General features: G+C 65.5%; 17 protein-coding genes. 11 read left to right on the top strand and 6 right to left on the bottom strand.

Annotated elements, in window-relative coordinates:
- The first annotated feature begins 2 nt into the window (after positions 1 to 2).
- The 3 genes from BH93_RS13590 to BH93_RS13580 are packed head-to-tail and all read left to right on the top strand — an operon-like array spanning position 3 to position 2,730.
- Entirely contained in the window at positions 3 to 761 is a 759-nt protein-coding gene (locus BH93_RS13590; RefSeq protein ID WP_032377894.1) for an SDR family NAD(P)-dependent oxidoreductase, read from the top strand.
- Complete coding sequence (locus BH93_RS13585) at positions 761 to 1,990, top strand: bifunctional cobalt-precorrin-7 (C(5))-methyltransferase/cobalt-precorrin-6B (C(15))-methyltransferase (protein WP_037174253.1); 1,230 nt, start codon at positions 761 to 763, stop codon at positions 1,988 to 1,990. Before BH93_RS13590 ends, BH93_RS13585 begins: the two co-directional genes overlap by 1 nt.
- The gene (locus BH93_RS13580) at positions 1,969 to 2,730 is read left to right on the top strand and encodes a cobalt-precorrin-6A reductase (RefSeq protein WP_037173743.1); all 762 of its coding nucleotides are present in this window, start codon (positions 1,969 to 1,971) and stop codon (positions 2,728 to 2,730) included. The genes BH93_RS13585 and BH93_RS13580 overlap by 22 nt, the downstream gene beginning before the upstream one ends.
- On the opposite strand, the gene BH93_RS13575 is transcribed toward BH93_RS13580, so the two are convergent.
- From BH93_RS13575 to cobG, 3 genes are read right to left on the bottom strand one after another with little or no spacing between them, the layout of a single operon-like run.
- Positions 2,716 to 4,206, bottom strand: a complete 1,491-nt coding sequence (locus tag BH93_RS13575) for a precorrin-2 C(20)-methyltransferase (RefSeq protein ID WP_037173742.1) — start codon at positions 4,204 to 4,206, stop codon at positions 2,716 to 2,718. The two genes, BH93_RS13580 and BH93_RS13575, sit on opposite strands and share 15 nt — an antisense overlap.
- Positions 4,203 to 4,829 carry a precorrin-8X methylmutase gene (locus tag BH93_RS13570; RefSeq protein ID WP_032377897.1) on the bottom strand — a complete coding sequence of 209 codons (627 nt, stop codon included), beginning with the start codon at positions 4,827 to 4,829 and terminating at the stop codon, positions 4,203 to 4,205. Before BH93_RS13570 ends, BH93_RS13575 begins: the two co-directional genes overlap by 4 nt.
- A gap of 54 nt (positions 4,830 to 4,883) precedes the next feature.
- Entirely contained in the window at positions 4,884 to 6,014 is a 1,131-nt protein-coding gene (gene cobG, locus BH93_RS13565; protein WP_037174252.1) for a precorrin-3B synthase, read from the bottom strand.
- A gap of 232 nt (positions 6,015 to 6,246) precedes the next feature.
- On the opposite strand from cobG, the gene cobN reads away from it, so the two are divergent.
- The 3 genes from cobN (at position 6,247) to BH93_RS13550 (ending at position 10,763) form a co-directional block, all read left to right on the top strand.
- Complete coding sequence (gene cobN / locus BH93_RS13560; RefSeq protein WP_037173739.1) at positions 6,247 to 9,852, top strand: cobaltochelatase subunit CobN; 3,606 nt, start codon at positions 6,247 to 6,249, stop codon at positions 9,850 to 9,852.
- 18 nt (positions 9,853 to 9,870) lie between these two features.
- Positions 9,871 to 10,251 (top strand): PPOX class F420-dependent oxidoreductase, encoded by a 381-nt coding sequence (locus BH93_RS13555; RefSeq protein WP_037173737.1) that lies wholly within the window; start codon positions 9,871 to 9,873, stop codon positions 10,249 to 10,251.
- An 86-nt stretch (positions 10,252 to 10,337) separates the two neighbouring features.
- The gene (locus BH93_RS13550; RefSeq protein WP_032403691.1) at positions 10,338 to 10,763 is read left to right on the top strand and encodes a VOC family protein; all 426 of its coding nucleotides are present in this window, start codon (positions 10,338 to 10,340) and stop codon (positions 10,761 to 10,763) included.
- A gap of 12 nt (positions 10,764 to 10,775) precedes the next feature.
- Here the strand turns inward: BH93_RS13550 and BH93_RS13545 are convergent, their stop codons facing one another.
- From BH93_RS13545 to BH93_RS13535, 3 genes are read right to left on the bottom strand one after another with little or no spacing between them, the layout of a single operon-like run.
- The gene (locus BH93_RS13545) at positions 10,776 to 12,143 is read right to left on the bottom strand and encodes a metallopeptidase TldD-related protein (RefSeq protein ID WP_037173733.1); all 1,368 of its coding nucleotides are present in this window, start codon (positions 12,141 to 12,143) and stop codon (positions 10,776 to 10,778) included.
- Entirely contained in the window at positions 12,140 to 13,666 is a 1,527-nt protein-coding gene (locus BH93_RS13540; protein ID WP_037173732.1) for a TldD/PmbA family protein, read from the bottom strand. The genes BH93_RS13545 and BH93_RS13540 overlap by 4 nt, the downstream gene beginning before the upstream one ends.
- 10 nt (positions 13,667 to 13,676) lie before the next feature.
- Positions 13,677 to 14,444: a TSUP family transporter gene (locus BH93_RS13535; protein WP_037173731.1), complete on the bottom strand. Its 768-nt coding sequence runs from the start codon at positions 14,442 to 14,444 to the stop codon at positions 13,677 to 13,679.
- A gap of 17 nt (positions 14,445 to 14,461) precedes the next feature.
- Here BH93_RS13535 and BH93_RS13530 point away from each other — a divergent pair, with 17 nt between their 5' ends.
- The 5 genes from BH93_RS13530 to lnt all read left to right on the top strand — a co-directional run bounded on the left by BH93_RS13530 (position 14,462) and on the right by lnt (position 20,143).
- Positions 14,462 to 15,625, top strand: coding sequence for a sensor histidine kinase (locus BH93_RS13530; RefSeq protein ID WP_037173730.1), 1,164 nt, complete (start codon positions 14,462 to 14,464; stop codon positions 15,623 to 15,625).
- Positions 15,626 to 15,658: 33 nt separating this feature from the next.
- Positions 15,659 to 16,315 (top strand): response regulator, encoded by a 657-nt coding sequence (locus tag BH93_RS13525; RefSeq protein ID WP_037173727.1) that lies wholly within the window; start codon positions 15,659 to 15,661, stop codon positions 16,313 to 16,315.
- Between the two features lie 81 nt (positions 16,316 to 16,396).
- Entirely contained in the window at positions 16,397 to 16,933 is a 537-nt protein-coding gene (locus BH93_RS13520; protein ID WP_037173724.1) for an FxsA family protein, read from the top strand.
- Between the two features lie 17 nt (positions 16,934 to 16,950).
- Complete coding sequence (locus BH93_RS13515; protein ID WP_037173722.1) at positions 16,951 to 18,546, top strand: amidohydrolase; 1,596 nt, start codon at positions 16,951 to 16,953, stop codon at positions 18,544 to 18,546.
- Positions 18,536 to 20,143, top strand: a complete 1,608-nt coding sequence (lnt, locus tag BH93_RS13510) for an apolipoprotein N-acyltransferase (RefSeq protein ID WP_037173720.1) — start codon at positions 18,536 to 18,538, stop codon at positions 20,141 to 20,143. Before BH93_RS13515 ends, lnt begins: the two co-directional genes overlap by 11 nt.
- Positions 20,144 to 20,621: the final 478 nt, after the last annotated feature.

The following is a 20,621-nucleotide window of genomic DNA, read 5'->3' as shown; positions in this document are numbered from 1 at the left end:
GCGTGAGCAGACGAGCAGAACCCGCACCCGGAACGCTGTTGCTGTTGGGCGGACGAAGCGAGATCGGGCTCGAGGTCGCCACCCGACTGGCACCGGGGCGAACCGTCGTACTGGCCGCGAGACGCAGCAACGAGCTGACAGCAGAACAAGTCCGGGTGCAACGGGCGGGCGCGGGCGCGGTCCACACTGTCGAATTCGACGCCAACGCGATGGACACCCACGCAGAACTCCTCCGCGAGGTGGCCCGAGAACACGGTCCGATAGGCATCGTGGTTCTCGCCTTCGGCGTCCTCGGAGACCAGGCGCGCGCCGAGAACGACGCCCAGCATGCGCTCGACGTCATCACCACGGACTTCCTGGCGCAGGTCTCCGTCCTCACTCACGCCGCGACACTACTTCGGGCGCAGGGCACCGGCGACCTGATCGTGTTCTCGTCGGTAGCGGGTGTACGAGTGCGCCGCGCAAACTACGTGTACGGGTCCGCGAAAGCCGGCCTCGACGGATTCGCCAGCGGGCTGAGCGATTCGCTGCACGGCAGCGGAGTGCACCTGTTACTCGCCCGCCCCGGGTTCGTCATCGGGTCCATGACCGAAGGAATGGACCCGGCTCCGATGTCGAGTACCCCTGATCAGGTCGCCGACGGTGTCGTCAAGGCATTGTGCAAGCGCCGGAACAGTGTCGCGATTCCGGGCACCTTGAGGCCGGTCTTCTTCGCCATGCGCCTACTGCCACAATGGCTCTGGCGCAGGATGCCCCGCTGATGACGGTACCGACGCCCCGGCCGATAATCGTCGTCGGAATCGGCGCGGACGGCTGGGACGGGCTACCTGCGACCTCCCGCAGGGCAATCGAGAAGGCCGATGTGGTGTTCGGTTCCGTCCGCCAGATTGCGAGTGTCCGGCCGCATTGCACCGAGACCAGGACGTGGCCGAGCCCGTTGCTACCGAATCTGCGGTCGATGCTCGACGCCTACGAGGCGTCGAACGTCTGTGTGTTGGCCAGCGGGGATCCGATGTTCCACGGCATCGGGGTGACGTTGGTGCGCGAGTTCGGTGCCGAGCGACTGCGCGTGCACCCGGCACCGTCCTCCGTGTCGTTGGCATGCGCGCGACTGGGCTGGGCACTGCAGGACACCCCGACGGTGTCTCTGGTGAACACACCGATCGAGACATTGTTGCCGGACCTGGCCGACGGTCGCCGAGTGATCGTGTTGAGTCGGGGGAGCAGTACACCGGGTGAGGTGGCAGGGCTGTTGTCCGACAACGGGTTCGGAGACTCCGCGATGACCGTGCTCGAACAACTCGGCGGACCGGCCGAACGAGTCGTCCATGGTCGAGCTCGAGATTCGACGTTCGAGGGCGTCGACCCGCTCAACGTCGTTGCGTTGCAATGCGTGAGAGATCCCGACGCACCCCGCCACGGTCGCGTCCCCGGCCTGGCCGACTCCGCATACACCGGTGACGGCCAGATGACCAAGCAGGAGGTTCGAGCACTGACCCTGAGCGCGTTGGCACCTGCGCCCGGAGAACTGTTGTGGGACATCGGAGGCGGATCGGGAACCATTGCCATCGAATGGATGCGCACCGACAGATCCTGCCGCGCAGTGACGTTCGAGAGTTCGCAGGCGCGGCGTGAGCAGATCGAGCGCAACGCTCTGCACCTGGGAGTTCCGGGACTCATCGTGCACAACGCGGCACCCGAGAGCTTCGGAGGCGTCTCGGCCGTGAACGCGGTGCCCGACGCGGTGTTCATCGGTGGTGGATTGACCGGTGCCGACATGCTCGAGGCGTGCTGGCAGGCGGTGCGCACAGGGGGACGTGTGGTCGCCAATTCGGTGACCGCAGAATCGGATTCGTTGTTGCTGACCGCGGCGGCAAAGTACGGCGGAGAGCTCCGCAGATTCCAGATCTATCGCGGTGAGCCGTTGGGTGCGTTCACGACGTGGAGGCCACACTTACCGGTTACTCAATGGAGTGCGATCAAACCGTGAAGGTTCTGATTCTCGGCGGTACCACAGAGGCGCGGGCACTCGCGGCGGCGCTGGATCGGGTTCGGGACATCGACAGCGTCACCTCACTGGCCGGGCGGGTCTCACAGCCGATACTGCCCGTCGGTCGGACCCGAATCGGCGGGTTCGGTGGACCGGATGCCCTAGCGGTGTGGCTGCGAGACAACGCGATCGACGTGGTGGTGGACGCGACACACCCGTTCGCATCCACCATCGGAGCGCACGCCGTGCATGCCACCGAGGTAACGGGAGTCGCACTCCTCGTCCTGACGCGGCCACCGTGGACCGAGGGCGAGGGCGATCGGTGGACCTCGGTGCCCTCGCTGCCGGACGCGGCGTCGGCCATCACCCCGGGCAGTCGGGTGTTCCTCACGACAGGCAGGCAGGGCGTTCACCATTTCGCGAGGGTCGATCACTCGTGGTTTCTGGTCAGGGCGATCGATCCGCCGACCGATCGGGTACCACCGTGCATGACGCTGCAACTCGATCGTGGGCCGTTCGACATCGATCACGAATCGAAGGTGCTCGCAGACAACCGAATCGACCTGTTGATCACCAAGAACAGCGGCGGCGACATGACTCGAGCCAAACTCGATGCGGCGAGGGCAGCGTCGATCCCCGTCGTCATGATCGCGCGTCCCGAGGCACCGACCTCGGCACCGATCGTGTACGAGGTCGATACCGCCGTGGACTGGTTGACGAACCGGTTACGCGTCTGCTGACGGGTACCGCCGGGAGGTGAAGACTTTCGGACCGCTTCCGGTCTTCACTACCGTGGTCATCGAGGATCCGATGATGAGCAGGCACCGCATGTCGATCGATTCGGGGTCGAGTTCTCCGAGCGTCACAGTGCGCACCGATTCCTGCATGCTGCCCACCGCGCGTCCGATCACCACCGGTGTCTGTGGTGAACGGTGCTCGAGCAGTAGATCTTTCATGGCTGCAACCTGCCAGGTCCTCGACTTCGAGGCGGGATTGTAGATCGCGATCGCCATGTCGGCTGCGGCGACCGCCGACAGACGCCCGGCCACCACGTCCCATGGCTTGAGTCGGTCGGAGAGCGATATCACGGCATAATCGTGGCCGAGGGGTGCTCCCACCCGGCTCGCGACGGCGTTCGCGGCGGTCATTCCCGGTACCACTCGTACCGGCACCGAACTCCACTGTTGTTCGGCTGCAACCTCTATGACCGCTGTCGCCATCGCGAAGACCCCCGGATCGCCCGAGGACACCACGGCTACTCGCCGTCCCTGCTTGGCGAGGTCGAGGGCGAACGCCGCGCGTTCGGATTCGACCTTGTTGTCGCTCGCGTGCCGTATCTGCCCGGGCCTCGGCGGTACCCGATCGATGTAGGTGACGTATCCGACGAGATCGGTGGCGGCGGCCAGTTCGGCCCGCACCTCGTCCGTCGTCCATGCATCGTCACCTGGACCGAGGCCGACGACGACCACTTCACCCGTGCTGGTGGGCGTCTCGGCTCGGTTGGAGGGGCTCGGCACCACGATCATCGAGAAGTACGGGACGTCGTCCGCGTCGGCGGCATCGAGGACGCGCTGGTCGGGTGTACTGGCCCGCTCGACGTATCGCGCCTCGTCCAGCCTGCCCGATCGTTCCAGTGCGTCGAGCACTGTCGGATACGTTCGCCCGAGTTTCATGATGACCGCGGCGTCGGTACCGCGTAGTCGGCGTGTGAGTTCGCCGGTGGGCAGTGTTCCGGGCAGGACGGTCAACACCTCGTCGCGCTCCACCAGTGGAGTTGCCAGCGCCGCCGACGCAGCACTGACCGAGGTCACGCCGGGAACCACCTCGACCTCGAACCGGTGCGCCAGACGTTTGTGCATGTGCATGTACGAGCTGTAGAACAGCGGATCACCCTCGGCCAGAAGCGCAACCGACCGACCGGCGTCGAGATGAGCGGCGAGCCGTGCAGCAGCGGACTCGTAGAACTCGTCGATCGCACCTTGATACCCACCGGGATGAGCCGTCGCCTCGGTGGTCACCGGGTACACCAGGTGCTCCTCGAGTTGACCGTCACGCATGTACCCGGCCGCGAGGGCGCGCGAGATGCTGCGGCCGTGCCGAGCGCTGTGGAATGCAACAACATCGGCCTCGGCGATCACACGAGCAGCCTTGACGGTCAACAGCTCCGGGTCACCCGGGCCGACGCCGACTCCCCACAACTTTCCGACAGCGCTCATTCCTGTTCGCTCGCAATGGCATTGACCGCGGCGACGGTGATGGGGCTGCCACCACGTCTACCTCGGACGACCAGATACTCCACGCCGAGGTCGGCCGCGATCAGATCTTCCTTCGACTCCGCTGCGCCGATGAATCCCACCGGGCCGCCGACGATGGCTGCGGGCTTCGGGGCTCCGGCCGCGAGCATCTCCATCAGGTGGAACAGTGCGGTCGGCGCGTTTCCGATCGCGACGACGGCACCGCCGAGCTTCTCGCCCCACAACTCCAGCGCGGCAGCAGTTCTCGTGGTGCCCATACTCCGAGCCAAATCCGGTACCCGAGGATCGGACAGAGTGCACAGCACCTCGTTGTCGGCCGGAAGACGGCGACGAGTGATGCCGGCGGCGACCATGTTGGCATCGCACAGCACCGGAGCGCCTGCGCGCAGGGCGGTTCGAGCGGAACCCACCACGTCGGGCGTGAATCCGATGGTCTCGGTCAAGTCGATCTCACCGACAGCGTGGATCATGCGTACGACCACCTGGGCAACATCCGGCGCGAATCGAGACAGATCTGCTTCGGCTCGAATGGTTGCGAAAGATTGGCGGTAGATCTCCGCGCCGTCGCGGACGTAGTCGTGCATGCGTGTCACGATAGGGGAGAGGGACCCCTCGGCCGGAAGCCGGTCTCCCGGTGCTCAGGACACCTGGTAGCCGATTCCTGTTGCGATCACGTCGGTGACCTCACCTTTCGGTCGCCCACAGCGCCGCTCGCACCCGGACCAGTGTTGCCGCTCGTCACGCGGAGTCATCCGGGCGTCGACCGCCGCCTTCAGGTCGGATCGGACGTCGGCCAACGATTTCGCACAGCCCGGCGATCCGGTACACGCGCTCACCCGGATCCACGGTGATTCGGCGTCGAAGATCAGGCCCATCGGGGCCAGCACCCGGACAACTTGTTCGGCGGGCTCCTCGTCCAGATCGCACACGATCAGCGACCTCCACGGAGTCACGATCACCGGTCGTTCGATGGCGGCGAGGAACTCGGCCAATCGTGCGCCGATAACGCCGTTGGCAAGTCCTGCGGCCAGGGCCACCAGCCCGTCGTCCTGCTCGAGCCAGCCGATCGGCGGTACCTCGACAGGTGCGGGCAACGGCAGCGCAATGCCCGCAGAGAGCCCGAGCAGTTCGACGATTCGAACAATGCCGTTGTCGACTTCGGCCAACCGCCATTCGGATTCTCGCAGTTCCACGAAGGCTGCGGCGCAGTTCAGCAGCGTCGGCACCACGCTGTCTCGATCCACTCGAACTCCGCTGTCCCGGCCTGCTAGCAGCAGCGCGTACGACCCGTCGGACTGGGCGTACGCACCGAAATCCGGTTCGAGTCCGCCCATGTCGCCGCGCCCGTCGTCGAGGGCGAACAGCGTTCGCCCGGGCAGTTCGGCCAGGTCGCGGCGCGCGCAGAGTTCTTCGTCCAGCTCACGGACGAGCGCACGCACGTCCGTGAGACCGCCGACCCGTCCCGAGAGTGGTGAGGCGAGGATGTTGCGCACCCGCTCGTGCGTTGCGGACGGGAGCAATCCGGCCTCGGCCAACCTGCTCGCCAGGGCGACCGGGTCCGAGACCGCCCGCAGCTGGACGTTGCCCCGGGAGGTCAGCTCCACGGTCCCGTCGCCCAGTTCCTCTGCAGCCCGCGCCAGGACCTGCATCTGTTCCGGCAGCACCACACCACCCGGCAGCCTGATCCGCGCGAGCGGACCGTCCGCAGCGAGGTGCGTCGTCAGCGCTCCTGGGCAGCTGTCGGGCACCGATCTGTCAGGAGAACTCATGTTCACCAGGCTACAAGCGCGACAGGTGGACCGATGTGCCACTCGCACCGGTAGCATTCTGTCGACACGGCTCAGGCCGAGAGGAAACCGGCGAGAATCCGGTACGGTCGCGCCACTGTAACGGCCCCTGCACTTCGGGTGCACGGGCCGGAGTCAGACCCTCTCGCCGACGAACCGAAGAGAAGATTCACCTAGGTCAGGGGCGCGAAAACCCCCGAGGAGGGCGTTACCCGTGTTCTTGTTGCTGTCCACGTCGGACACAGATCTGCTCAGCGCCCGTGCCAGCGGAGCCGACTTCACCTGGGGCAACCCATCTCGTCTACTGGCGCAGGACATCCCGTCGATGGCCGAATCGGCCGAGCTGATCATCGTGCGCATTCTCGGATCGCGCCGCTCGTGGGAGGCGGGCATCGACGCCGTACTCGCCACCGGGCTTCCGGTTGTCGTTCTCGGCGGTGAGCAGGCACCGGATGCGGATCTGATGGAGATCTCGACGGTGCCGGCCAACGTCGCCGCGCAGGCACACAACTATCTGGCCGAGGGCGGGTCGGACAACCTGCGTCAGCTGTACAACTTCCTCTCCGACACCGTGTTGCTCACCGGTCACGGTTTCGATGCTCCGCGGCACCTGCCGACGTGGGGGCACCTCGAACGGAACTCGACCCCGCACTCCGACGGTCCGACGGTGGCGATCCTCTATTACCGCGCGCAGCATCTGGCCGGAAACACCACGTACATCGATGCTCTCGCCGCCGCGGTCGAGAACGCCGGTGCCACGGCCCTTCCGATCTACTGTGCGTCGTTGCGCACGGCGGAGTCCGACCTGCTCGAGACGCTGAAGTCTGCGGATGCCCTGATCGTGACGGTGCTTGCAGCGGGCGGGACCAAACCTGCCGGGGCGTCTGCGGGTGGCGACGACGAGGCCTGGGACGTCGCCGAACTCGCGGCTCTCGACGTTCCGATCCTGCAGGGTCTGTGCCTGACGAGCTCACGCGCGACGTGGTCCGAGAACGACGACGGACTGTCGCCACTGGACGTGGCCACACAGGTCGCGGTCCCGGAATTCGACGGTCGTCTCATCACGGTTCCGTTCTCGTTCAAGGAGATCGACGACGATGGGCTGACCACGTACGTTCCGGATCACGAGCGAGCGGCGCGCGTCGCCGGGATCGCCGTTCGCCATGCACGGCTACGACACATCCCGGCCGCCGACCGCCGCATCGCCTTGATGTTCTCGGCTTATCCCACCAAGCATGCGCGGATCGGCAACGCCGTCGGCCTCGACACCCCGGCCAGCGCTATCGCGTTGATGTCGGACATGCGCACCGCCGGTTACGACCTCGGCCCGGTCGACGGTCCGGACTCGGTGCCCGGTCTGGCCGCTCGCGACGGTGATGCACTCATTCACGCACTGATTGCCCGCGGTGGCCAGGATCCCAACTGGCTCACCGACGCTCAGCTCGAGGGCAACCCCATTCGCATCTCGGCGGCGCAGTACCGAACCTGGTTCGAGCAGCTCCCCGCGGATCTCCGAGACGGCGTGATCGAGCATTGGGGCCCGGCACCGGGCGATCTCTACGTCGATCGCACTGCCGATCCGAACGGTGAGATCGTGATCGCTGCAATGCAATTCGGCAACGTCGTGATCATGGTTCAGCCGCCGCGCGGATTCGGTGAGAAGCCCGTTGCGATCTACCACGACCCGGATCTGCCGCCGAGCCACCACTACCTGGCAGCCTACCGATGGATTTCGGCTACCGAGGCAGACGGCGGTTTCGGTGCCGATGCGATGGTGCACCTGGGCAAGCACGGCAACCTGGAATGGCTCCCCGGCAAGACCCTCGGCATGTCCGCCTCCTGCGGCACCGATGCGGCCCTCGGCGATCTGCCGCTGATCTATCCGTTCCTGGTCAACGATCCGGGGGAGGGCACGCAGGCCAAGCGTCGAGCACACGCCACTCTCGTCGATCACCTGATTCCCCCGATGGCGCGTGCGGAGAGTTACGGAGACATCTCCCGGCTCGAGCAACTGCTCGACGAGCACGCGAACATCTCGGCACTCGACCCGGCCAAGCTGCCCGCAATCCGACAGCAGATCTGGACGCTCATGACCGCGGCGCAGATGCACAAGGACCTGGGCCTCGAGGAGCGCCCCGACGAGGAAGTGTTCGACGACATGCTGCTGCATGTCGATGGATGGCTGTGTGAGATCAAGGACGTACAGATCCGCGATGGGCTGCACATCCTGGGCCAGGAACCCGTCGGCGACGCCGAGGTCGAACTGGTGCTGGCGATGCTGCGAGCTCGGCAGATGTGGGGCGGCGAGCAGACGGTCCCGGGACTTCGCGAGGCTCTCGGGCTCAGCGAGGACGGCGACGAGGAACGCACACGCGTCGACAGCATCGAGGCCGTGGCGCACGGTCTGGTCGCAGCCATGCAGGCCACGCAGTGGAATCCGGACGAGGCCGAGCGCGTTGCAGGCGAACACGGTGACGTGGTCGCAGAGATCTTGAAGTTCGCTGCCGCCGAGGTGGTACCGCGTTTGCGCGGAACCTCACGCGAGATCCAGCAGGTGCTGCACGCGCTCGACGGCGGCTTCATCGCGGCGGGGCCGAGCGGTTCACCGCTGCGCGGACTGATCAACGTCCTGCCCACCGGGCGCAATTTCTATTCCGTCGACCCGAAGGCTGTGCCGTCGAAACTGGCGTGGGAGACCGGACAGGCGATGGCGGAGTCGTTGCTCGCTCGCTACCGCCAGGATCACGGGGAGTGGCCGAAGTCGGTGGGCCTGTCGGTGTGGGGCACGTCGGCGATGCGGACCTCCGGCGACGACATCGCCGAGGTCTTCGCGCTGCTGGGCGTGTCGCCGGTATGGGACGAGGCGTCGCGCCGGGTCACTCGGCTCGAGGTGATCGATCTCGGCGAGCTCGGTCGTCCTCGTATCGACGTCACGGTCCGGATCAGCGGCTTCTTCCGCGACGCGTTTCCCCACGTGCTCGCCCTGCTCGACGACGCGGTACGGATGGTCGCCGCATTGGACGAGGAGCCCGATCAGAACTACGTCCGCGCACACGCGCAGGCCGATCTCGCTGAACACGGTGACGAAAGACGCTCCACAACAAGGATTTTCGGATCCAAGCCGGGTACCTATGGTGCCGGGTTGCTCCAGTTGATCGACAGCAAGACCTGGCGTAGCGACGACGACCTGGCTCAGGTCTACACCACCTGGGGCGGTTTCGCGTACGGCCGCGGCCTCGATGGCGTCCCTGCATCGGACGATATGCGCACCGCGTACAAGCGCATCGCCGTTGCCGCCAAGAACACCGACACACGCGAGCACGACATCGCCGATTCCGACGACTACTTCCAGTACCACGGCGGCATGGTGGCGACTGTGCGCGCGCTGACCGGAAAGTCGCCCGAGGCATACATCGGCGACAGCACGCGTCCGGAATCGGTACGCACCCGCACCCTCTCGGAGGAGACCGCCCGGGTGTTCCGTGCGCGCGTGGTGAATCCCAAGTGGCTCGAAGCCATGCGCAGGCACGGCTACAAGGGCGCGTTCGAGATTGCGGCCACGGTGGACTACCTGTTCGGCTACGACGCCACCACGGGCGTCGTACAGGACTGGATGTACGAGAAGCTGGCCGAAACGTACGTGCTCGACGAGCAAAACCAGAAGTTCATGCAGCAGTCGAATCCGTGGGCACTGCACGGCATCGCCGAACGCCTGCTCGAGGCGGTGGAGCGGAAGATGTGGGCCGAGCCGAACGAGCAGGTTCTCGACGGGTTGCGCCAGATCTACCTCGAGACCGAGGGCGAGCTCGAAGGGGAGTAGCGACGTACTCTGAGCGGTATGGCCGCCACGTTCGAAGACATTGCCAAGGGCAAGTACGTACTGCTGACGACGTTCAAGAAGGACGGCACCGGGGTGCCGACGCCGCTGTGGGGTGCGCTCGACGGTGACCGACTACTCATGTGGACGGTTGCCGATTCGTGGAAGGTCAAACGCATTCGCCGCAACCCGAAGGTGACGATTGCGCCGTGCGACATGCGCGGCAATCCGCAGGGCGACGCAGTGGGCGCCACCGCCGAGATTCTCGACGCGACCGGCACCGAGAAGGCCCGCGCAGCTGTCGCGTCGAAGTACGGAATCCTGGGGTGGCTCACCGTGAAGGGCAGCGTGCTGCGTCGTGGAAAGAGCGGCTCGGTCGGACTGTCGATCACCGCAGCCTGAAATCGACACATCGGCACCATCGCTCGCATGCGCGGTTCCGAATGCTTCACGAGGCAGCTTCCCCTGCTGCCGGAATGGAGTATCACGTGCCTATCGCAGTGACCGACTACAACCACGTCCGTCTCACCGTTCGCGACATCGAGCGATCGAGGTCGTTCTATGACTCGGTGTTCGGCTTCGAGGTCGCATACGCCTGGGATCCCGACGCCGACGAGGAGACCAAGAAGGCGCTGTGGTTCCTGTTCGGTGGAGTCATCTACAAGTTCGGCGGGGGACTGCTCGGCCTGCGTCCGGTTGCACCGAGCGACGACACTTTCGGTGAAGACCGCTGCGGGCTCGACCACTTGAGCTTCACCGTGGACACGCGAGCCGCACTCGAAGACGCCGTCAAAACGCTCGACGATCTCGGCATCGCCCACGAAGGCATCAAGGACGCAGGGCCCGGGCTGTCCATCGTGGAGTTCCGCGACCCGGACAACATCGCGCTCGAGCTCTCCGGACCCGACAAGTAGCCCGGACCTACGTCACTGAGCGGCGCTGACCGAGGACATGTGAAAATCGGGAATGCGCAGCGGCGGCATCGCCGTGCGGGTGAACCAGTCCTTCCACTCGCGCGGCAGTGTCGCCTCCGTTGCACCCGCTTCGGTGACGCGACGCAGCAGATCCAGCGGGCTCTCGTTGAACCGAAAGTTGTTCACAGCACCGATGATTCGACCGTTCTCGATGGCGTACACGCCATCCCTCGTCAGTCCGGTGAGCAGCAGTGAGGTCGGATCGACCTCACGGATGTACCAGAGTGTCGTCAGGAGCAATCCGCGTTCTGTAGCGGCCACCATCTTGTCCAGACCGATGTCCGTGCCACCCGTGAGAACGAGGTTCTCGCCCGGCACCGCAACGGGAGCTTCGTATTTCTCGGCCGACGCGCGCGGATAGGCCAGCGCCGAGACCGATCCGTCCCGTACCCAGTCGACGCGCTCGATGTCCATGCCGTTGTCGAATACCGACACCGAATCGCTGGACGATCCCGCCACCACGAACGGCGCGTACTCGAGACCCTCTGCGCGCGGATCCGAGTACAACGTGAGCGGGAGAGCAGTGAGCTTCTCGCCCACTCGTGTTCCGCCTGCGCCCGAAAGTGCAGTGCGGCCTTCCTGCGCGCCACGCCCCTCCATGGTCCACATCAGGTAGATCATCAGATCCGCCACGGCCGACGGCGGTAGCAGCGTCTCGTATCGCCCTGCCGGCATCTCGACGGTGTTCTGCGCCCAGCCGAGACGGGTGGACAGCTCGTCCAACATGTTCTGGGCCGACACATCACGAAAGTCCGTGGTGCCGGTTCCGACCCAGGCGCTGGCCCCGGATCTTTTGCCGTTGATCTCGACCGATCCGGTCGGCTGCGTGAAAGTTCGACGCAGGCCGGTCGACGTGCCGAGCCAGACGTTGTCGACCCGATGCTGGGCGAATCCGTACAGGGCGTCGCGACCGTCGAACCCGACGTTCAATTCCGTTGCCAATGAGCCGAACACATCGATCGACGTGTGTTGCGCTCGGCGGTCCCAGTCTCGAGGGTCCGAGTCCGACCCTCGAGGCAGCAAGGGCATTGCGTCGTCGGCGGGCTCCGCCGATCGCGCCGCCGCTTCGCTCGCGCGTACCACGCCCTCGATGTCGTCCGGTTCGACACTCGTCGACGACACAGTGCCCACTCGTGCGGATGTCGAGTCTCGAACGATGGAGATCACCTCCCAGCGCCGCGAGGTCGCGATTCCGTTGGTGGTCATGGAGTTTCCGGCCCACCGAAGCGTCGCGTCGCTCGAATCGGTGACTATGACGATCGTGTCGTCGACACTCGCGCAGGCGAGTGCACGTTCGATCACGAGCTGCGGCGCGATCATCGACCTGCCTCCGATCGGGTGTTGAGGACGTTGACGCCGCGGAACAGCGCTGACGGGCAACCGTGGCTGACGGCGGCAACCTGGCCGGGCTGCGCCTTGCCGCAGTTGAAGGCACCGCCGAGCCGCCAGGTGGACGGTCCGCCGAGCATCTCCATCGAACCCCAGAATTCCGTGGTGGTCGCCTGATACGCAACATCGCGCACCTGGCCGTCGAGCACGCCGTTGCGAATGCGGTAGAAGCGTTGACCGGTGAACTGGAAGTTGTACCGCTGCATGTCGATCGACCAGGACTTGTCGCCGACGACGTAGATGCCGTCCTCCACCGCACCGATGAGATCGGCAGTCGTTCGATCGGTGTCCGGGTCCGGCTGCAGCGACACGTTCGCCATACGTTGGATCGGAACGTGATGTGGAGAATCCGCGTATGCGCATCCGTTGGACCGTTCCAGCCCGAGCCGGGGAGCGAAAACACGATCGAGTTGATAACCGACCAGCGTCCCGTCGCGGACCAGATCCCACCGTTGCGAGGCCACTCCGTCGTCGTCGTAACCGATGCTGGCCAGTCCGTTGACTTCGGTCCGATCGGCAGTGACATGCATGACGGGCGATCCGTAGCGCAACGTGCCCAATTGGTCCGGCGTCGCGAAAGACGTGCCTGCGTATGCCGCCTCGTAGCCGATGGCTCGATCGTATTCTGTTGCGTGCCCGATGGATTCGTGAATGGTCAGCCACAGGTTGGTCGGGTCGATGACGAGGTCGGTCGGTCCGGCCACCACGGTCGGTGCCTTCACCTTCTCGGCCAGCCACTCGGGAATTCGGGCCAACTCCTCGGCCCAGTCCCAGGTGCTGGTTTCGCCGAGGTATTCCCAACCGCGTCCCACCGGTGGCGCGAGGGTGCGCATGGTCTCGAAAGCACCGACGGAGCGGTCGACGGTTGTTGCCTCGAACTGGGGATGCAGTCGCACCCGCTGCTGGGTGATGCTGCTGCCGGCCAGATCGGCGTAGAAGGATTGCTCTTTGACCTGTAGCACCGAAGCGGTGACGTGGTCCACGCCGTCCGACGCGGCCAGGCGGGACGAGTACTCCGCGAGCAACCCCACCTTGTCGACGGTGGGTACCTCGAACGGATCGATGTCGTAGTCCGATACCCAGGTGGCATCCGAGTAGACCGGCTCGAACGCGAGCTCCACCCGTTCGCGATTGAGCGCACGCAGTGCCGTAGCCACCTCGACTGCCTTACGGGCTGTCTCGGCAGCCGCGTCGGTGCCGAGTTCGGCATGGGAGGCGAACCCCCAGGTCCCGTCGACCACCACCCGCACGGCGAGGCCGATCTCACCGGCATCGACCGAGGATTGAACCGAGCCGTCGCGCAGCGAGATCGACTGCGTCGTCAAACGCTGCACGCGCACATCGGCATGGGTGGCTCCGGCCGAGCGTGCTGTGCTCAGTGCGGCATCCGCGAGGTCCCGTAGGGGCAGGGCGAGGAAGTCGGCGTCGACCGACCGATCCGGTTGTCTCGTCACTGCACCGACGCTAGCCGAACTGCTGCCAGCCGAGTCGGAGAACCATCCCCACCACGACGACGAGCAGGACGATTCGGACGAAACCGGCCCCTCTGGCCACCGCTGTTCTGGACCCGACGACCGCCCCGAAGACGTTGCACACTGCCATGGCAGCTCCGAGTTGCCAGTACACGCTGCCGGTGGCGGCGAAGAACGCGAGGGCCCCGACGTTGGATCCGACATTGATCACCTTGGCCATCGCAGCACTGCGCACGAATTCCGTTCCGAGCATCGTGGCGAACACGATGATGAGAAACGTGCCGGTCCCGGGCCCGAGGATTCCGTCGTAGAAGCCGATTCCCGCGGCCGCGAGACCGACGACGATCAGAACCTTGCGATGCGTCGGCGGCGACGACGCCACGGTTCGACCGATGGTAGGGCGACACGTCACGAGTACTGCCACACCGACGAGAACGACCATGATGATCGGGATGAACAGCTCGCGGTCGATCAGCGAGACTGCGGCAGCACCGGCCGCCGAGGTCACCGCGGCGAGGACACCGGCCGGGACCAGGACTGTCCAGTTCAGCGAGACCTTCCGAGCGAAGGTCACGACTGCGGCGACGGTACCGAACACCGCGGTCGCCTTGTTGGTCGCCAGCGCCGCCTGCTGCGTCATGTGTGGTGCCACGAGCAGAATTGCGGGCAGCAGGATCAGGCCGCCTCCACCGACCACGGCGTCGACCCAGCCAGCGGCTGTCGCAGCCAACATCAGCAGTCCCCAGTCCGCGGCAGTCATACGGCAAACTCAATCACATGCGTCGTTTCAGTCTGTGGCTCCGTGGGCAGCCCTTCGTAGCCGATGCATTGCTGGCGGCAGGACTGTTCGTCGTCGAGATCTTGGTGTTCGTCAGTTCTGCCGATGGACTGAACGGGCCGTTGTTTCTCGTGTTCTCGGTCGTGTTGGCGGTACCCGTTGCGTGGCGGCGACGCTTTCCCCGGTCGATCGCGGCTTTCACTCTGGTGGCCACGGGCATCTGCGATATCGCGGGCGCCATGGTGGGCGACGCCGTCAACGGTCACCCGGCGACGCTGGCTCTGCCGATCATGCTGTACACCCTGGTTGCGTACGTAGGACGAGTTCAGGGTGCCGTCTACGCCGTTGCTCTCGCGGCGTATTCGGTAGCGTCCATGCTGCTGTTCGAACATCCGATCTTCACGACACTGTTGTTCGGTGCGCTTCTCTACGCGCTGTCCTGGCTCGCCGCGGAGTTTCTCGGTGCTCGGCGGGCCTACGACGAGGCGACTCAGGCTCGACTGGTCGTCGCCGAGTACGACCGAGACCGCCGCGCCGAGGAGGCCGTGATCGCGGAACGCACGCGCATCGCGCGTGAACTTCACGACGTCATCGCCCACAGCGTCAGTGTCATGGTGGTTCAGGCCGACGGCGCCTCGTACGCCATCCGGCGCAATCCCGAGCGCGCCGAGCAGGCTGTGGCCAACATTTCCGCGACCGGCCGGCTTGCGCTGGCAGAGCTGCGCCGAACCGTCGCACTGATGCGCACCTCCCCGGACTCGGACGACATGCCTCACTACGGCACAGCCGGCCTCGCCCGGGTGGTCGAGATGATGGGCCGCGCCGGGTTGTACGTCGAGCTCGAGCAGACCGGAAATCTCGACGACATCAGCCCGGCAATCAGCCTGGGAGTGCACCGTGTGGTGCAGGAATCGCTCACCAACGTTCTACGGCACGCCGGCCACGCCCCGCGCGCCGTGGTCAAAGTGGTCCGGGAAGAGAATGTTGTCACCGTCGAGATCTCCGACAACGGCACCGGCACCGACGCGGTCTCATCCGTGGACGGCGGCGGACACGGACTGCTCGGGATGCGGGAGCGGGTGGCCGTGCTGCAGGGCACGCTGCACGCGGGCCGCACTCCGCACGGCAGCTGGCTCGTGCGAGCGACGCTGCCGATCGAGTGAGGGCTAGGTGCTTTTTGCAGCTAGGTTGGATCGGTGCCGATCACCGTTGTCGTCGTGGACGACCAAGAGCTCATGCGCATGGGATTGAACATGGTGCTCGAGGCCCAGGACGACATCGAGGTGGTCGGTGAGGCATCCGACGGTGCCGGTGCCATCGAGGCCGTGGACAGGCTGGCACCGGCTGTGGTGTTGATGGACGTCCGCATGCCCGGCATCGACGGCGTGTCCGCCACTCGAACCATTACCGAATCCGGTTCCGATACAAAGGTTTTGGTGATGACGACATTCGATCTCGACGAGCATGTCCTGGGAGCGCTTCGGGCGGGCGCAAGTGGATTCCTGCTCAAGGACACACCACCAGAGGATTTGGTATCCGCAATTCGCAGTGTGGCTGCAGGCGATGCCGTCGTCTCACCGAAGGTCACCAAGCGGCTGCTCTCGCGGTTCGTCACCCAGTCCGTTTCGACCACCGATGCGTCGGTTCTCGACGCACTGACCGGTCGTGAGCGGGAGGTGCTGATGCACTTGGCGACCGGTCTGTCCAATGCCGAGATCGCGGCAGCACTGCACCTGTCCGAGGCGACGATCAAGACGCACATCGGGCGGATCCTGACGAAATTGGACGTGCGCGACCGAGTACAGGCGGTCGTTCTGGCGTACGAGACCGGTCTCGTACGCCCGGGTTCCTGAGAATTTCGCGGCAAACAGGGCACTTCGGGAGCGATTTCGTCGCCTCGAGCGTTGTACCGGTGAAGCGAAGAAAGGACCGTCATGCTCGCTCTGTTCGTACTTTATGTCGTCGTCGAGGTCGCCGCACTGGTCGCCGTCTCGAGCGCGCTCGGTGTGCTGTGGACCGTGGTGTTGTTGATCGGTGGATCGCTTATCGGCTCGCTGCTGGTCCGGTCGCAGGGTAGACGCGTATTGGACGGTCTGCGGAGAGCATCGCGCGGTGAGCGGTCGGCCGGCGGCGCAGTGGCCGACGGCGCTCTGTTCGCGGCGGGGTCCGTGGCGATGTTCGTCCCCGGCCTGGTGACCACGGTGATCGGCTTGCTGCTGCTGATCCCGCCGACTCGGTGGCTGTTGCGCCCGGCCGTGATGTGGGCGGCTGCGCGCTGGCTGCCCCAGGTCGCCACTGCGACGCGGCGCATGCGTCCGACCGTCATCGACGGCGAGATCCTCGACGATCGCGTCGAAACACCGGGCACAGCGTCATCGGCTGCGGGTTCTGCACTCGTCCTCGAAGGTCAGGTGATCGAGGCGGACCGTGACGATCGGCCGACCGGGGATTTCCGGAAGCCGCATCGGTAGGGGCAGACTGGTCGTTCGTGACCACCGAATTGTTCTGCGGCGGACGGATCTACAGTCCGATGGCCTCGGACGCCACCGCCATGGCCGTGACCGATGGAGTCGTCAGTTGGATCGGTGAGGATCGGACCGGCCGTGCGCTTCATCCCGGAGTGCCCGTCACCGACCTGGCCGGCTCCTTCGTTGCACCGGCTTTCGTCGACACACACGTACACGTCACCGATCTGGGGTTGTCCCTGATCGGACTCGATCTGTCCCACTGCCGATCCCTCGACGACTGCATGCGCGTACTCGCCGAGTACGCAGCGAAGACGTCCGACGCGCTGGTGTGGGGGCACGGCTGGGACGAATCGGAGTGGATCGAACGGCGGCCACCGACGACGTCCGATCTCGATGCAGCAGCTCCGGGTCGGCCGGTGTACCTCACGCGAGTCGATTCGCACTCGGCTGCCGTCTCGACGCCGTTGCGGTCGGCGGCGTCCGGTATCGACACCGCCGCGGGGTTCTCGCCACAGTCCCCGCTCACCGCCGATGCGCACCACCTCGCGAGGCTGACGGCTCGCGCCATGCTCACCACGGACACCCGCACCCGGGCCCGTAAGGCGGCGCTCGACGACGCAGCAGCCAAGGGAATCGTCGCCGTGCACGAATGCGGGGGCCCGATCGTGTCGGGAATCGACGACTTCCGTGAACTGATGGCTACCGCACACGGGGTGGAAGTGCGCGGCTACTGGGGCGAGCCGGTCGACACGGCCGAGCAGGCACGGCAGCTGCTCGCCGACACCGGGGCGCACGGTCTGGCCGGCGACATCTTCGTCGACGGATCGCTGGGATCGCGAACCGCGTGGTTGTCCTCTCCCTATGCGGACGACCCCGGAACGGGAGTCTCCTACCTCGACGTCGACGCGATCACCGCGCACATCTCGGCCTGTACCGCGGCCGGGGTCCAAGCCGGCTTCCACGTCATCGGAGATGCCGCGGTCACGGCCGCCGTCACTGCCTTCGCGCGTGTGGTGGCCGAACTCGGCACACCTGCCGTTGCTGCATGCGGACACCGGCTCGACCATCTGTCGATGGTGACACCGGAACAGTCCGATCTTCTGGCCTCGTGGGGCGTGATCGCCAGCGTGCAACCGCTGTTCGACTCGCTGTGGGGTGGTTCGGGAGGACTCTATGCGGCACGGCTCGGTGCCGAGCGCGGTGCCGCACTCCATCCGTTCGCTCGATTGGCCTCGGCCGGCGTCGCCCTCGCGTTCGGTTCCGACGCACCGGTCACGCGCCTCGATCCATGGGCGACGGCGAGGGCCGCCGTCAACCACCACACGCCGGGCAGTGCCGTTTCACCCCGAGCTGCGTTCTCCGCGGCGACCCGGGGAGCGTGGCGCGCGGGCGGAGTCCGAGACGGCGTGGCGGGCACGCTGGTGCCGGGTGCGCCCGCATCCTTCGCGGTGTGGGACGTCGACGAACTCGTAGTACGGGCCCCCAAAGACAGCGTCCAACGCTGGTCGACGGACCCACGGGCCGGAGTGTCTCCGCTGCCCAGCCTCGACGCGTCGGCCGAGAGCCCGCGTTGTTCGATGACCGTGCATCGCGGCAAGGTCATCCATGAAGGGTGACAGTCTTCCGGCGGTCGCGACGACGCCGTCACGGGGTGATCGTCTACGCAGGGCCACCGTGTCGACCCTGCTCTCGGTCGGTGCCGGTGTACTGATCTTCGCGAGCTTCCCTCCTCGGACCCTGTGGTTCCTGGCACCGATCGGCATTGCGGTACTGGCGCTGGTGTTGACCGGGTTCGGCGGTCGACGATCGGTGTCACTGAAGGCAGGCTTCGGCTACGGGTATGCCGCCGGCCTCGGATTCTTCGTTCCGCTGCTGCCGTGGATAGGTGTGTACGTGGGGCCGATGCCGTGGTTGGCGTTGGCTGCCGCCGAGTCCGTCTTCGTGGGATTGTTCGGGGCACTCGGCGTGGTTGCAGCGCGAAGTGCCTGGTGGCCACTGTCGTTGGCGTTGGCGTGGAGTCTGACCGAATGGCTGCGGTCGAGTGTTCCGTTCGGTGGCTTCCCGTGGGGTCGGCTGGCTTTCGGGCAACCCGAGGGTTGGTTGCTGCCGTTGGCGAGCGTGGGAGGCGCACCGCTGCTCACCTTCGGGGTGGCCCTGACCGGAACCGGCCTGGCAGCGCTGATCCTGGCGAGCTGCCGTCCGCGCACTGTGCGATCCTTCGTCGTTCCCGTGGCCGCGACAGCGGTCGCGTCCATCTTCGCGCTTGCTCTGCTACCGACTCTGCACACCAACGACGCGGAGGACGGCGAACGCACGGTCACCATCGCTGCCGTGCAGGGAAGCGTTCCGCGATTGGGTCTGGATTTCAACGCACAGCGCCGCGCAGTTCTGGACAATCACGTCCGGGAGACCTTGACTCTGGCCGCCGATGTCGAGGCGGGCAGACAACCGGCTCCGGATCTCGTCGTGTGGCCGGAGAACGCGTCCGATATCGACCCGTTGCGCAATCCCGACGCTGCGACTCTCATCACACGAGCCTCGGTTGCCGTCGGCGCGCCGATCCTCGTCGGCACGGTGCTCGTCAATGCCGATGGCACGAACTCGAATTCCGTCATTGCCTGGAACGGTGACGACGGCCCCGGCGAGAGGCACGACAAAAAGATAATTCAACCGTTCGGCGAGTACTTGCCCTACCGAAGCTTTTTCCGTTTGTTTTCGGAATATGCCGACCGGGCGGGATATTTCGTCCCCGGCAGTGGTAACGGCGTGGTGCACGCCGCAGGAATAGCCGCCGGAATAGCGACGTGCTATGAGGTCGCATTCGATCGCGCCCTCGAGGAATCGGTCAGGTCCGGAGCAGAATTCATCGCCATCCCCACCAACAACGCGACCTTCGGCGACACCGAAATGACCTACCAGCAACTTGCGATGTCGCGAGTACGGGCCGTCGAACACGGACGGACTGTCGTGGTGGCCGCGACGAGTGGCGTCAGCGCGATAGTCTCGCCCAACGGCGACGTGTTGCAACAGACACCGCTGTTCACCCCCGACGTGCTCGTTTCGAGTGTTGCGCTGCGCCGAACGCACACCGTCGCCACTCTGCTCGGCTTCGGATCAGAGCTGATTCTGTGCCTTTCTGCTGTCGGTGCACTCGGTGCGACGCTGCTGATCAGCCGGCGCGAGTTGCCACACAAACAAACACGAGGTCGGTAAATGCCACGTTTTACCGATCACTACGCCTGAAAAATACCGGGACGTGACGCCTGTTCCTTTCGAGAAGTCATTCGTTCGATCGAATAGCGCACGTTCGAGTGGCGAACACGGTCACTCCTGTAACAGGCTGGAAGCGGTCGTCGATGCTTCTTATGACTACTGCACAAAAGGCTCCTGCCAATGTTGTATCTTTGTAAGCCGCTGGAGGTGTTGGAGGCCGGTTTTCGGGTGCGGCTTCAGTGGGTGGACAGGCTGAACAGCTTCGGCCACACGTTGTAATGGGATCCAAGGGTCGGCACCGACGTTGCGTTCATGCCGGACACCTGTTCGGGGAGGGGAAGCTCATGTCGCAGACACATAACCGATCGGTCGTCGTCTCGTACTCGTCCTGCGAACTCACAGTTCGGTCGAAGCGGTAGAACCAGGGAGCCGCCCCGTTTCAATCCGGTCGGCGATGCGCGACGAAGCAATACGAGCC

Source organism: Rhodococcoides fascians A25f, assembly GCF_000760935.2.
GTDB lineage: Bacteria > Actinomycetota > Actinomycetes > Mycobacteriales > Mycobacteriaceae > Rhodococcoides.
Note: the sequence above shows the minus strand (reverse complement) of the source record. Positions and strands in the feature narration are given on the sequence as shown.